This window comes from Rossellomorea sp. DUT-2 (assembly GCF_052665285.1).
Map to the genome: position 1 here is coordinate 739,088 of NZ_JBQPEO010000002.1, position 14,313 is coordinate 753,400.

14 protein-coding genes are annotated in these 14,313 nt (G+C 43.1%); 3 read left to right on the forward strand and 11 right to left on the reverse strand.

All coding sequences use genetic code 11. The annotated features are described in order from the left end of the window. Window positions 1–84: 84 nt before the first annotated feature. Together ACOSV2_RS09555 and recJ are read right to left on the reverse strand one after the other, a co-directional pair. Window positions 85–597 carry an adenine phosphoribosyltransferase gene (locus ACOSV2_RS09555; RefSeq protein WP_113971272.1) on the reverse strand — a complete coding sequence of 171 codons (513 nt, stop codon included), beginning with the start codon at window positions 595–597 and terminating at the stop codon, window positions 85–87. After that, complete coding sequence (recJ, locus tag ACOSV2_RS09560; protein WP_428974886.1) at window positions 588–2,951, reverse strand: single-stranded-DNA-specific exonuclease RecJ; 2,364 nt, start codon at window positions 2,949–2,951, stop codon at window positions 588–590. Before recJ ends, ACOSV2_RS09555 begins: the two co-directional genes overlap by 10 nt. A gap of 65 nt (window positions 2,952–3,016) precedes the next feature. Here recJ and ACOSV2_RS09565 point away from each other — a divergent pair, with 65 nt between their 5' ends. After that, window positions 3,017–3,217 carry a hypothetical protein gene (locus ACOSV2_RS09565; protein WP_428974887.1) on the forward strand — a complete coding sequence of 67 codons (201 nt, stop codon included), beginning with the start codon at window positions 3,017–3,019 and terminating at the stop codon, window positions 3,215–3,217. A 103-nt stretch (window positions 3,218–3,320) separates the two neighbouring features. Here the strand turns inward: ACOSV2_RS09565 and ACOSV2_RS09570 are convergent, their stop codons facing one another. The 4 genes from ACOSV2_RS09570 to ACOSV2_RS09585 form a co-directional block, all read right to left on the reverse strand. Further along, window positions 3,321–3,656 (reverse strand): LapA family protein, encoded by a 336-nt coding sequence (locus ACOSV2_RS09570; RefSeq protein WP_113971270.1) that lies wholly within the window; start codon window positions 3,654–3,656, stop codon window positions 3,321–3,323. Between the two features lie 13 nt (window positions 3,657–3,669). After that, window positions 3,670–4,554 (reverse strand): cation diffusion facilitator family transporter, encoded by an 885-nt coding sequence (locus ACOSV2_RS09575; protein WP_397552206.1) that lies wholly within the window; start codon window positions 4,552–4,554, stop codon window positions 3,670–3,672. A 145-nt stretch (window positions 4,555–4,699) separates the two neighbouring features. Continuing rightward, entirely contained in the window at window positions 4,700–6,964 is a 2,265-nt protein-coding gene (gene secDF, locus ACOSV2_RS09580) for a protein translocase subunit SecDF (RefSeq protein WP_428974888.1), read from the reverse strand. 129 nt (window positions 6,965–7,093) lie between these two features. Then, window positions 7,094–7,414 carry a post-transcriptional regulator gene (locus ACOSV2_RS09585; RefSeq protein WP_113971491.1) on the reverse strand — a complete coding sequence of 107 codons (321 nt, stop codon included), beginning with the start codon at window positions 7,412–7,414 and terminating at the stop codon, window positions 7,094–7,096. Window positions 7,415–7,539: 125 nt separating this feature from the next. On the opposite strand from ACOSV2_RS09585, the gene spoVB reads away from it, so the two are divergent. Further along, window positions 7,540–9,090 (forward strand): stage V sporulation protein B, encoded by a 1,551-nt coding sequence (gene spoVB / locus ACOSV2_RS09590; protein ID WP_428974889.1) that lies wholly within the window; start codon window positions 7,540–7,542, stop codon window positions 9,088–9,090. A gap of 65 nt (window positions 9,091–9,155) precedes the next feature. Here the strand turns inward: spoVB and ACOSV2_RS09595 are convergent, their stop codons facing one another. Beyond that, entirely contained in the window at window positions 9,156–9,806 is a 651-nt protein-coding gene (locus ACOSV2_RS09595) for a DUF421 domain-containing protein (protein WP_428974890.1), read from the reverse strand. 68 nt (window positions 9,807–9,874) lie between these two features. Continuing rightward, complete coding sequence (locus ACOSV2_RS09600) at window positions 9,875–11,170, reverse strand: ArsB/NhaD family transporter (RefSeq protein WP_428974891.1); 1,296 nt, start codon at window positions 11,168–11,170, stop codon at window positions 9,875–9,877. Between the two features lie 162 nt (window positions 11,171–11,332). Between ACOSV2_RS09600 and ACOSV2_RS09605 the strand changes: the two genes are divergently transcribed. Continuing rightward, entirely contained in the window at window positions 11,333–11,704 is a 372-nt protein-coding gene (locus ACOSV2_RS09605; protein ID WP_428974892.1) for a TIGR04086 family membrane protein, read from the forward strand. 68 nt (window positions 11,705–11,772) lie between these two features. On the opposite strand, the gene yajC is transcribed toward ACOSV2_RS09605, so the two are convergent. From yajC to queA, 3 genes are read right to left on the reverse strand one after another with little or no spacing between them, the layout of a single operon-like run. After that, complete coding sequence (gene yajC, locus ACOSV2_RS09610) at window positions 11,773–12,045, reverse strand: preprotein translocase subunit YajC (protein ID WP_113971488.1); 273 nt, start codon at window positions 12,043–12,045, stop codon at window positions 11,773–11,775. Window positions 12,046–12,085: 40 nt separating this feature from the next. Then, window positions 12,086–13,225: a tRNA guanosine(34) transglycosylase Tgt gene (gene tgt, locus ACOSV2_RS09615; protein ID WP_113971487.1), complete on the reverse strand. Its 1,140-nt coding sequence runs from the start codon at window positions 13,223–13,225 to the stop codon at window positions 12,086–12,088. A gap of 58 nt (window positions 13,226–13,283) precedes the next feature. Beyond that, window positions 13,284–14,309: a tRNA preQ1(34) S-adenosylmethionine ribosyltransferase-isomerase QueA gene (queA, locus tag ACOSV2_RS09620; RefSeq protein WP_428974893.1), complete on the reverse strand. Its 1,026-nt coding sequence runs from the start codon at window positions 14,307–14,309 to the stop codon at window positions 13,284–13,286. Between the last annotated feature and the right edge of the window lie 4 nt (window positions 14,310–14,313).

The following is a 14,313-nucleotide window of genomic DNA, read 5'->3' on the forward strand; positions in this document are numbered from 1 at the left end:
GCTGACATTCAAAACCAGATGTCAGTCCCTTAAGTTAACAGTATATCACATAGTATATACGAATATGAGAATGGATAAACAATTTTAGTATTGCATTAATGTAAGAATATCATAGTTGTCAAGCTTGTCGCGGCCATCCAGGTACGTTAATTCGATTAAGAATGCTGTACCAGCGACAACCCCACCCAATTCTTCTACAAGCTTGATTGTTGCTTCGATCGTTCCACCGGTAGCAAGTAAGTCGTCTGTGATCAATACACGTTGACCAGGCTTAATCGCATCTTTATGGATCGTTAGAGAATCTTTGCCATACTCCAAACCATATTCCTTCTGGATCGTTTCACGCGGTAATTTACCAGGTTTACGAACAGGCGCAAAGCCTACACCCAATGCATAAGCGACTGGGCAGCCGATGATGAATCCACGTGCTTCCGGTCCCACAACCAGGTCGATTTGCTTCTCTTTAGCATATTCGACGATTTGGTCTGTAGCATATCTATAAGCATCACCATTATCCATTAATGTTGTGATGTCTTTAAACTTAATTCCTTCTTTAGGCCAATCCTCAACGATCGTAACATATTGTTTTAAGTCCATGCTTTTACTTCCTCCTCAATTGTAACAGACTCTTCTATCCTTTCATTAAACCAAGTCCTCAACTCTTGATAGGAAGAATATAACAATTCGTTTTCAAGTTCGTATTGTTGTTGTTTCTTCTGATATGTTAGAGATTCAGAAAGATCTTTCTTGGTTTTCTCAGGATTGAGAGAAATAAATCCATTCACTATTGTAACAAACTTCAAATCAAAAAACACCTGTGACATGAAATCTATTGTTTCTTTTGACCAGCCTTTGTATTTCGCCAGGTCATCACCATGTTTATTTAAATCAAATGATCCACGCTTTGTTAAAAATCCATAGTACCATTTGAAATGCTCACGTGTTGGCATCGTACTGAAAAAATGATCTTCATCCTGGAAGAAATGGGCATAGATCCGGTGAGGTTGACCTTTCTTCAAGAGCTCTTCAAGTAATGGTTTGGAAGTGGGCATATCCAGAAGCACGAGGCTTACCTTATCGGTGGAAAATCCTTCAAGTGAAGAACCATCCTCAAGTAGCATCACTTCGTCTTTTTCCAGATTCAGCTTTTCTAAAGTAGCCGGATTAAAACATATGACTACTTTATTTTCTTCCGGGATAAGCCCATTCCATTTATGGACTTGTTTAATCCCCCGAACATCAAATAATTGCCAATGTTCAATTTTCACATCATGTAAAAACACCTGAGGCTTCTTGCGATTATTCCACTCGTTAATGGATAATTCACCAATAACAGAGGCATTCGAAAATGGGGTCATATGATCGGCCAGTTCTCCCAATCCAAAACCGACACCATCCACTTGTACGCCCTTATCTTCTAAGACCAGCTTCAAATGATTTTGTGCAGATCCGATTTTTTTATAGTGTCCGATGCTTACATTGTCCAAGATCCACTTCGGTTTAGGATTATGCATCCCAAAAGGTGCCAGAAGCTGAAGCTTTTCAATCGACTCTACGGAGATTTCGTCCACTGTAACAGAAGCATCGAGCTGTGTGACTGGTACAAAGTCCTCTTCCGTTAATTCAGTCTGAGCCAACTCATTTAATCGGTTTCTGAACTGGGCTACATCGCCTAACTGTAAAGTCATACCTGCAGCCATCGGATGTCCTCCGAAATGCGGAAGGATATCACGGCAGGTTGATAAATTCTTGAACAAATCGAAACCTGCGATACTTCTTGCCGATCCCTTTGCCGTTCCTTTCTCGGAATCGAAACTAAGCACGATGGTTGGACGATAATACTTATCCACTAAGCGTGAAGCTACAATTCCCACTACTCCAGGGTTCCAGCCTTCTTTTCCAATGACAAGGACAGAGTTATCGTTCAGGGGAAATTCATTCTCCACCATCTCTACCGCTTCTTCTGTCATTTGCGATACGATCGCCTGTCTTTCTTTATTCAAACTGTCAATTTCTTCAGCCAGTGCATTTGCTTCCTCATCATCTTCTGTGAGCATAAGATCGACGGCAGGGTCTGCGTCCCCTAACCGACCGACAGCATTTATACGGGGAGCAATCATGAACCCAATGGATTCTTCCGTAATTTCCTGTTGTTGGGCATTGGCAATCCTGCATAATGCTTTTATTCCCAATCGGTTTGAAACCCGAAGCTGGGCAATCCCACGCTTGGCCAGAAGGCGATTTTCACCTCTTAATGGTACTAAATCGGCGATGGTCCCAATCGCAGCAAGATCAAGCAAATGGACAGGCAGCTCACCATAAAGGGCATGAGCCAGTTTAAATGCCACTCCTACTCCTGCCAGCTCTCCAAATGGATAAGTGGTCCCTTCGATCTTTGGATGAATCAAGGCAAAAGCCGGAGGCAATTCCGGTCCAGGTTCATGGTGATCCGTAATGATCAAATCGATTTCCAATTCTTTTGCCAATTTTGCTTCATTCACAGCTGATATTCCCGTATCTACTGTAATGATGAGCGTGAATTCCTCTTCCTTAGCCCAGCGAAAGGCATCTTCATTCGGTCCGTATCCTTCGCTGAACCGGTTTGGAATATAGAATTCCACCTCTGCACCCAGGTCCCTTAGCACTGTCATCAATACCGACGTACTGCTGACTCCATCGGCATCATAGTCACCATAAACAAGAATCCTCTCGCCATTTTCAATGGCTTTATGGATTCTTTCGGTTGCTTTTTTCATATCTTCAAAGAGAAATGGATCGTGAAATGAATCGCCTGTATCAAATAAAAAATTCCGGGCTTCTTCTACATCGTCCAAGTCCCGGTTGATTAATAGTTTCGCCACAAGCGAAGGTACTTTTAATTCATTTGCCAGTTCTGATATTTTATGTTGATCTGATTCTGTCATCAACCAACGTGTTTTTGAGTTTAACATACGTTCACCCCTCAGCCTTACTCATTATACAAAAAGGAAGGGTTGGTTTCAATCTTAATAGAAGGGTGATACAAAAGAATAGGCTGCTTGGGAATCCGAACCCACTCCTGAATACTCGTGAAGAAAATCCAGCCGATTTCGTTCATCAACCGGCTGAGATTGGGGAGAATCCGGCCGATATTGGTGATAATCCAGCCGTTTTTCGGGATAATCCAGCCGTTTTGGTTGAAAATCCAGCCGAAATTCGAAAAAATCCGGCCGTTTAACAATTTCTACCAAACGACCCTGACGATCGGAATGTATGCCACTCCCACCAGAGTGATTCTTCTCAATAAAAAAAACAGCCTGGTGGCAAAACCACCAAGCTGTTTACTCCCCTGTTTCCCCTACTGAGCCGGGAGCACTCTTTTTCAAAGGGACTTTTTCTGCCTTTTCTTTATGCATACCTTCAGCCTGTTCTCTTAACAGTAAATTTTCTTTCTCTAGAGCCTTTACTTTTCGTTGGACGACGAATAATCGAAACAGTCCAACCGACCCTATAATGATTCCCCCCATAAATACAGATCCAAGTATGACTAAAATAAGAGGCCAATCAGCTTCACCAAAGAAATAATTGACGGTGACAGGATCTACATTGATGACAGCGAAAACGGAAACCACCAATGCAAAGAAAATACCTAATAATAATGTCCACTGAAATTTCATGGGATTCCCCTCCTTATGATAAGTCTATTTGTTCATCCCTTTCTTCAGAATCCGGATTGTACGGATTAATATGAATGAACACATCATTCACATTGGATTCTTCGAGAAGTTTCTTCTTGACCTGCTTCCCGACTCGATGACCATCCTCGACTGTCATATGCGGATCTACGCTGATTTTCAAATCAATGATAACGTAATGCCCATGTTCCCTGGCATGGAGTTCATTGATTTCCTTCACTTCAGGTACAGAGTCCACTATTTTACGAAAGGGTACGATATCCTCCTCGTGCATGACGTGATCCAGCGTATTATGTATGGATTCAGCTCCCAAGTGCCAGGCCATCCTGAGGACAAGGAGTGAAACAAAGATACCGGCTACCGGATCTGCATATACAAGAAAGTCAATATCGAATTTCCCTCCGAGGATGGATGCGGAAATCCCGACAAGTGCGGCAATGGATGAAAAGACGTCTGAACGATGCTCATATGCATTGACGATCAAAGCATCACTCTTTATTCTTTTACCCAATCGATATTTATATTGAAACATTGCTTCCTTCACAATAATGGAAAAGATGACGGCATAGATGGCAATCGCTGTTGGAGGTGTTAAAGGATGAAAGAAAGATTCTATGGACGATTTTCCAATCTCAATCCCTACTAAAAACAATAAGACGGCCACAATGATTGCTGCTATGGACTCTGCCTTCCCGTGCCCATATGGATGATCCTGATCAGGAGGCTGCTTAGCTGCACGTAATCCGATAAAGACGGCGAGAGACCCTGCAACATCCGAGGCAGAGTGAACGGCATCTGCAATCAGCGCTCTACTATTCCCTAATGTACCGGCCCCCCACTTAATAACCGCCAGTACAATATTCCCTACAACCCCAATCATTGCAGCTATTTCAGCTTTTCTAAAACGGTCTTCATGATTCAAGCGGTTCCGCCTCCTTTCAACTATTAGTATTGTAACCCAATACCGTAAAAAAACAAAAAAAGACAGGTCCGGGGAGAAGCTCTCCCCGGACCCATTCATACTCTTATACTTGTGGTTCGTCTGACCACGTCTTCTTTTCTTTTACGGTTTTGATTGTACCATTTTTCTTCAGTTCTTTCTTCTTCAACACAAGCCATACTTGAGAGGCAATGAATACGGAAGAATACGTACCTGAAATCAACCCGACCAATAAGGCAATGGAGAAGTTACGAATGGACTCACTACCAAAGATCATGAGAGCCAGAACCGTAAACACCACCGTTAATACGGTATTCACCGAACGCCCCATCGTTTGTCTGATACTTTGGTTCACGACATCTTCTATATCTTTATCCGTTTTCAGTCGACGCTTCTTATGAAGGTTTTCCCTCAGACGGTCAAAGGTAACGATCGTATCATTTATCGAGTAACCGACAATGGTTAAGACGGCTGCGATAAATGTAAGATCTACCTCGAGTCTTGTTAAACTGAAGAAGGCAATGATAAAGAATGCATCATGAAGGAGTGCAAGAATCGCACCGGCTGCCATTCTCCATTCAAAGCGGAATGTCACATAGATGACAATCCCGATCGATGCGATCGCAATAGCGATCATCGCATTTTTTGCTAGCTCTTTCCCGATAACAGGTGAAACGGTGCTGATGCTTGGTTCCGCTCCGTACAGTTCGTTAAATCGGTCCTTTAATGCGGCGATCTCATCTTTGTTTAAATCTTCCGTATAGCGAACAACGGCAATATTCCCATCGTCCCCTGAAATCACTACATCTTCAGAAGGCAAATCAAGCTCTTTTAATTCCTCTTGAATTTCTTCTGTCTTTAAGCTTTGATCGGCAAGGATTTCCATACGTGAACCACTCACGAAGTCGATCCCCAGATTCAATCTGAATATAGCCAGGATGATGATTCCCGCCGTAATCAGGATAGCTGATAATCCGAAGAATTTTTTGCGCTGGGCAGCAAAATCAAAGCGATCGAAGCGAGTTGGCAGATCCAGCGTATCGTAATTTTCCGCCAGGTCTTTGATTTCGTTTTTGTTCACGCCGAACCAGCCTGGTTTTTTATTAAAGAATCGGCTGTTCACCCACAGGCCAAGTAATAAACGTGAACCCCATACCGCTGTAACGAAGCTTGTCAGGATACTGACAATCAGCATCGTTGCAAATCCTTTTACAGAGCTTGTTCCATATATGAATAGTACCGTTGCTGCAAGGATCGTTGTTACGTTAGCATCCAATATCGTTAAGAACGAAGATTTATTACCCGCTTGGAAGGCTGAACGAATCGGCTTTCCAACGCGCATTTCTTCTTTGATCCGTTCATAGGTGATGATATTGGCATCGACGGCCATACCGACCCCAAGGATGAGGGCTGCAATTCCAGGGAGTGTCAGAACCCCATTCATTAAATCGAAAATCAATAGAATCAAGTAAATATAAACTGAAAGTGTAATCGTAGCAATAAGGCCCGGGAAACGGTAATACGCAATCATGAATAAGAAGATGATCGCAATCCCGATGATACCGGCAGTGACTGTTTTATCAAGAGCCTGTTGACCGAACTTCGCCCCGACAGAAGTTGAATATTTTTCATCCAGCTTTACAGGGAGTGCTCCTGCATTTAATAGTGAAGCAAGATTCTGAGCACGCTCAACGGTGAAATTCCCTTCAATGATGACTTCATCAGAGTTGATCGGCTGTCTTACAGCGGGATCCGACAAGAATTTCGGATCTTCTTTCCCTACTTCAGCTTGATAAGAATCTTTTCCTTCCTCGAAATCCAGCCAGATCACCAGCTGATTTTGAGGAGCCATTGCAGATATTTCTTTTGTCAATTCATAGAATTTTTCACGATCTTTCAATTTCAAGGAAACGATTGGATTGTTCTTGTCATCAAAGGTTTGCTTTGCAGACCCGGATGCAAGATCGGAACCATCCAACCGGACTTTATCATTTACGTCGCGGAACGACAGGTTGGCTTGAGTGGACAAGATTTCTCTTGCTTCGTTTTGATCTTCCACTCCCGCTAATTGAACACGGATCCGGTTTCCATCTTCAATTTGAATATTAGGCTCACTGACACCCAATACGTTAATACGCTTGTCCAACGCATCGGCTGTATTGGCAACCGTTTCTTTCGTAATTTCCTGACCCTTTTTGATCGGTTGAACTTCGTAAAGAACTTCAAACCCACCCTGCAGGTCCAAACCTAATTTAATATTATCGACAATATTCTTCGTTGTTCCTCCCATAGTACCTGCAAGTAATACAACAAGTATAAAGAAGGCAATTATTCGGCCACGCTTTACCATTATGTATAGATCCTCCTTGCCGTTTTAAAAACCATACGAACTATGTGCTTCAAAAAGTAATATAATTCCTGAAATCTTCAATATTCTCATTATCTATGAGAAAGAAAAAGGTGTCAATTTCTTTTCGGGCTATTTTCCGTGCTTATTGGGACGAAGAAGTTCGTTCAACTCATCTTCATTCACATCTGCGAACCAATTGGGAGACCTGAATGCTTCAATCGTTTCAAAGCTCATATACTCCCCGGGTTTAACCGTTAACACATCACTCACTAACTGAAAGAATTTCACATCCGTTTCGGGTTTCTTCCATTTCTTCTTCGTTAAATAGGACCAAAGTCGGCTAACCTCTGCTTTTCCGTAGCCTAGAATTTCAAATTCTTCTACTTTGCTTATCAGTGCCGGTTCTAACGATTCATAGAAACGTTCATAAGGATGCTGATTATTCTTCATTCCCCGTTCACCCCATCTGGGCTAAATATAGCCGGAATTGTTCACTACTTGTCATGCTTTGTCCACCCTTGTGCATATACATCATTGTATACGATAATACCAATTTTGAGAAGGCAGGGAATTTTATGTCAAAATTTCTTAAGGGCACGATGATCTTAATGATGGCAGCCTTTATTACTAGAATATTAGGGTTTGTAAACCGGATCGTCGTCGCAAGATTCATCGGTGAAGAAGGCGTCGGTCTTTTTATGATGGCTTTTCCGACCCTGATCCTTGTCATCACCATCACTCAACTGGGACTTCCTGTAGCCATCTCAAAAAATGTGGCTGAAGCTGAATCCAGGGGGGATATCCGGAAGGTCAAAAAAATATTGGTGGTTTCCTTATCGATTACACTCGGGCTTTCCATCATTTTCACCCCGGCTCTCATTCTGCTTGCTCCGTACTTGACCGAAGCTTTATTTACTGATGATCGAATCTATTATCCTTTGGTTGCCATCGCTCCGATCATTCCGATTGTAGCGATCTCCTCTGTCATCAGGGGCTATTTCCAGGGAAGACAGAACATGAAGCCTTCTGCTTATTCCCAGGTCATTGAGCAAGTCGTCAGGATTACGTTGATTGCCGTATTAACAAAAACCTTCCTTCCGTATGGGATTGAATATGCAGCCGCTGCTGCCATGGTGGCGTCTGTATTAGGAGAACTTGCTTCTCTGCTTTACCTGTTCACCAGCTTCAAATTAAAGAAAAAGTTCAAAATCAGACGAAATTTCTTCACCTCGATCCGAAATGGCCGTGAAACGTTTAATGAATTGATGAGTGTGGCCCTGCCTACAACCGGGAGTAGAATGATTGGCTCGATTGCCTGGTTTTTCGAACCGATCGTCGTTGTCAACAGTTTAGCCCTTGCCGGAGTGGCAGCGGGACTGGCAACGAAGCAGTATGGATCCCTTACAGGGTATGCCCTGCCTCTCTTGTTCCTTCCATCATTCATTACACTCTCATTATCTCAATCTCTAGTACCAGCCATAAGCGAAGCCAACTCTCAAAAGAACTTCACATTAATTGAGCACAGGCTTCAACAGGCACTGAGATTCTGCTTGATTACGGGAGGCATATCCGTCGTCATCCTTTACGTCTATGCCAAGCCTCTCATGCAGGTGATGTACGGAAGCGAAAGTGGGGCAGGTTTCTTAATGATTATGGCCCCTTTCTTTATATTTTATTACTATCAAGGGCCCCTGCAAGCTGTTCTCCAAGCTCTGAACCTGGCAAGGGCCGCCATGATCAACAGCTTGATCGGTGCAGTGGTGAAGACCGGGGTCATCTTCGTTCTTGCCTCACAACCCGCTTTCGGAATCAACGGGGCCGCTCTCGGAATTGTAACGGGATTCATGCTCGTCACCTTGCTTCATTTCATGACCATCCTTAAATATATTCCGATGACGATTTACTTAAGGGATTACTTAAAGACCGGCTTCGTCCTGATTGCGACAGGATTATGGGCCCATTATTCGTATCTATACTTATTTAACAATGAAGGCCTCGTGTTCCGCTTATTATTTGGAGTCATGTCTTCAACGATTGTCTACCTTCTCCTCTCCATCGGCCTTAAGCTTATCGTGAAACACGACCTTGCACGCATTCCATTCATCCGCCGATTTATTACCATATAATCATCACACATAAAAACACCTCAACATGTTGATGAGGTGTTTTTATGTGAAGGTTAACAAATAGACTAATGATTTTTTTCGTCAACATAGAATTGCCCATTCTGAAAGCTGCAGAATGAAATCTCATGTATATTCTTAAAGCCTCTATCCCTCAATTCCTTACGTAACCAGAAAGCCGTTTTCCCGATCATATCCAAATGAGTGGTTTGTACCTCTCCATCCAATATCAACGGCAAAGTCAGGGACTGAGACGCTTCCTCTTCATCATCTTTCTTTAATACAGATAATTTACCTGAAGGTTCCAGGATTGCAAATTCCACATCTGCCAGATTGAAGATATCTTTTTCTCTTAATTGCAGAAGTAAATCATCATAGTTATACCTCTGTTTTTTCATCACCTTATCATCGATTTTCCCTTTATGGATGATAACGGATGGTGTACCATCCAACAGTTCGCGAAACGGTTTGGACCTTAGGGAAATCCATGCAAATACGATTTGTATCGTCACAATGACCCCCATTGGAAGCAACGTGTGAATGATGGGGTCCTTAGGTTGTTCAATGGCCATGACAGCCATCTCGGCAATCATGATAAAGACCACTAAATCGAGTATGCTTAGTTCGCCGATCTCTCTTTTTCCCATGATTCGAAAAATAAAGATGATCAAAAAATAAAGAAAAAGAGTGCGTATAATAATCAGGAAATATTCCTCCACTGCTTTTCCCCCTCATACATTCGTCTTTTGTAGTATCGACAGATAGAGAAATTTAATGGTAGGAATATTTATCCACCTAAAAATGGCTGAATATATTTGAAATACACATAAATCGTTGAAACAGCAAGGGAAATCAACGTCACGGGTACACCAATAAGTAAATATTGATAAAATTTGATGTGTACATCCTCTTTGGATGCCAGTCCTGCAATCACAAGATTTGATGAAGAACCAAGCAATGTACCGTTCCCGCCTAAACAGGCACCCAGAGCCAACGACCACCATAACGGATCCATATTGACCATACCGAATTCACCAAATTCCTGGATGACCGGAATCATGGCAGCTACAAATGGAATGTTATCTACAATGGCAGACAATATACCGGTTCCCCACAAAATGACGAATGCCGTTTTCTTCATATCTCCATCTGTCAGCCGCAAAATTTCACGGGCGATTTCATCTATGAAGCCCGCTTCTTCGATTCCTCCCACAAGAAGGAATAAGCCCATAAAGAAAAACAACGTCCCCCACTCCACCTCTTTTAATATCGATTCCGGAGGATAAATTTTTTCGAGAAGCAGCATTAACAGAACAGCCCCGGCAAGGGAGACGGTCGTTATATCGAGATGAAACATCGGATATAAAGAAAAGCCGGCCAACACTAATCCAAGCACAACCAGGGACTGAAGGAGCCCCCTGTCTTTCTTTAAATACTCCTCTGCCTTAATTCCTTTGAGGAGTAACTTTCTTTCTTCCTTAACATGGAGGACTTCTTTGTACAGTACACACATGATGAGTAAGGTTACAATATAAACCATCAAAACGACGGGTAATAAATTCTCAATAAAGGCATTGAAGGTAAAGTGTTTAACCGCCTGACCGATCATCATATTAGGCGGGTCGCCAATTAAAGTCGCCGTTCCACCAATATTACAAGCGAGGATCGTCATGATGAGAAAAGGGATGGGAGGAAGTTCAAGCAGCTTCGTCAGTTTAAAAAGGATTGGTACTAATAACATGGCAATCGTTACGTTAGCCAAAAAGGCAGAGCCAATCGCCGCCAATAAGGAAAATAGGGTAAGAAGAGCCAGTCCATTTCCATTCACCCATTGTGCAAACCGGATGGCAATATACTCAAAGAACCCCGTTTTACTCGTCAACGTCACAATTAACATCATGGAAAACAGCAGAGTGATGGTTTTCCAATCTATATACGTAAACAACGCCTTCTCAATGGGAAATGCCCCAATTAAAAGCATGGCCACACCGCCTGCCATGGCAGCGAGTACCCGGTTCCATTTCTCAGTTATCAGCAGGATGTATACAGAAACAAACACAATCAATACGATCATCGGAGACATGGTCACACCCCCTCCTTCTCAAGGAAGTTTCATACTAGTCTATGAGGCTTGACCATAAAAAATTTCTAGTCTTTTTCAAGGGAGGGATGAATATGCTTGTACTATCACATGAATAAAATTTAATGAGTTAGAAGGGAGAGGACCATCATCGAGGCGAAAAAAATGGGAGGTGCCGTTCTATACGGGACAACAACCATATTTGTCATAGCGATTGTCGCAAGCTTATTATTCTCTTTGCTGCTTCGGTTTACGGAACTGACTGAAAGCTCCATCACATTATTTGTCACCATCATATCATTTCTTTCTTTGTTTGTTGGCGGATTTATGTCCGGGGGAAAAGGAAAGACTAAAGGGTGGGTTCTAGGAGGATCAACCGGGCTCATTTACACCCTGGTCATCTTCTTATTTCAATACCTCGGCTTTGATAGTCTGTTTTCAATGGAGCAGCTTATCTATCACGGCTGCTACATCCTCACAGCCATGATGGGGGGAATCCTCGGGGTGAATATGAGTGGTGGAAAAAGGGAGAATTAGTTCCCTCACCAAATAAATAAGGGTCCCTCCCAAAGTGCCTTGGCACAATGATGAGGAACCCTTTTTAATTATACTTGATCTGCTCTCACTACTTCTCTGATCGCATTACGATCATATGTAAGACGACTGCCGTCACCACATAGAATGACTATTTTTCCTTCTTCGATAGCATCGATCGCACCGTGCAATCCACCAATCGTGATGATTCTATCACCCTTGGCAAGCTCATTTTGCATTTTTGAAATGGCTTTTTGACGCTTCTGCTGAGGACGGATCAGTAAAAAGTAAAACAGAACGAACATTAATACTAAAGGTAAAATTGTTCCTAAACTTCCTCCCATTCTTTTCCCCTCCTTTCAACGATGTATTTATGGTGTAGCTTTAGAAGTTTTTCGCATCAGGCCGGTTGAATCCGTATTGCTCGAAAAATTCTTCTCTAAAGTCTCCCAGACGATCTTCACGAATCGCTTGTCTGACTTGCTCCATCAATTTTAACAGAAAATGAAGGTTATGATAAGTCGTAAGGCGAATTCCGAACGTTTCGTCACATTTAATTAAATGACGGATATACGCACGGCTATAATTTTTACATGTATAGCAATCGCAATTCTCATCAATCGGCCTGAAATCCCTTGCGAATTTAGCATTTTTCACAACCAGGCGGCCTTCACTTGTCATTAGGGTACCATTACGGGCGATACGGGTTGGAAGGACACAATCAAACATGTCAATTCCGCGCATCGAACCATCGATCAGTGAATCCGGAGATCCAACCCCCATCAGGTAACGAGGTTTATCCGATGGCAGGTGAGGTGTCGTGAAATCCAGTACCCGGTTCATGACGTCCTTCGGCTCCCCGACAGAAAGGCCTCCCACAGCATAGCCGGGGAAATCCATGGATACAAGGTCACGGGCGCTTTGCTTACGAAGCTCTTCGTACTCCCCGCCTTGGACGATCCCGAATAGCCCTTGATCCTGCGGTCGCTCGTGAGCTTCCAGACAACGTTCTGCCCAACGCGATGTACGCTCCACAGAACTCTTCATATACTCATATTCAGCAGGATACGGTGGACATTCATCGAAAGCCATCATGATATCCGAACCCAATGCGTTCTGAATCTCCATCGCTTTCTCCGGACTGAGGAAGAGTTTGTCTCCGTTCAGGTGATGACGGAAATGGACTCCTTCTTCCTCAATCTGACGAAGCTTACTCAAACTGAAGACTTGGAAGCCGCCTGAATCGGTAAGGATTGCACGGTCCCAGTTCATAAATTTATGAAGGCCGCCCGCTTCTCTTATGATTTCATGTCCAGGTCGTAACCATAGATGATAGGTATTACTTAAGATGATGCCGGAATCCATTGATTTTAAGTCCTCTGGAGACATGGTCTTTACTGTGGCCATGGTTCCTACGGGCATGAAGGCAGGCGTTTCAAATGAACCGTGTGGTGTATGGACACGCCCCAGTCTTGCTCCCGTTTGTTTACATGTTTTGATTAATTCATATCTAATTGCAGTCAACGTGCGAATTCTCCTTCCACTTTCCATAAAGGGGTAAATAGTTTGTTCAACCAGCGTATTACTTAATAAACATCGCATCTCCAAAGCTGAAGAAGCGGTATTGTTCTTTTACGGCCGTTTCATAGGCATGCATCACGTTTTCCTGTCCTGCAAAGGCACTGACGAGCATGATCAGGGTTGATTTCGGAAGATGGAAATTGGTAATCAATCCATCGATTCCTTTAAACTCATATCCGGGATAAATGAAAATATTGGTCCAGCCATTTTCTTCTACAAAGGTTCCGTGTTTTGAAGCAATGGTTTCGAGGGTTCGTGTCGACGTTGTTCCGACTGTTACGATACGGCCTCCCTTTGCTTTCACATCGTTCAAAAGACGGGCAGTCCCTTCAGATACCTGATAGAACTCAGCATGCATATCATGTTCCTCGATCGTATCGACGGAAACCGGTCTGAACGTACCCAGCCCCACATGAAGGGTAATAAACGCAATATGTACACCCTTTGCTTTCAGTTCTTCCAACAGTTCTTCCGTAAAGTGAAGACCGGCCGTCGGAGCTGCCGCTGATCCTCTTTCCCTTGCAAATACGGTTTGGTAGCGGTCCTGTTCTTCCAACCGCTCGCGAATATATGGAGGCAGGGGCATTTCTCCCAGTTCATCAAGAACCTCGTAGAAGATCCCTTCGTAATGGAATTCAAGAATCCTTCCCCCATGCTCTTTTAAACCCACACAGGTTGCTTTTAACTTTCCGTCTCCAAAGACGATCTCCGTACCTACGCGAATTCGTTTCGCAGGCTTTACTAGCGTCTCCCACTGGTCTCCATCCTCTTGTTTCAAAAGAAGCACTTCAATATTGGCGCCCGTATCTCCTTTTTGTCCAAAAAGACGTGCAGGTAGTACTCTTGTGTCATTTAAAACGAGACAATCCCCTTCGTGAAGGAAATCCACGATATTTTTAAAATGGAGATGATCAATGGATCCATCCTTTTTATCCAACAACATCAGTTTACTCTCGGAACGATTCTCCAGAGGAGTCTGGGCAATCAGTTCTTCCGGTAAATGAAAATCAAAATCTTCTACTTTCACAATT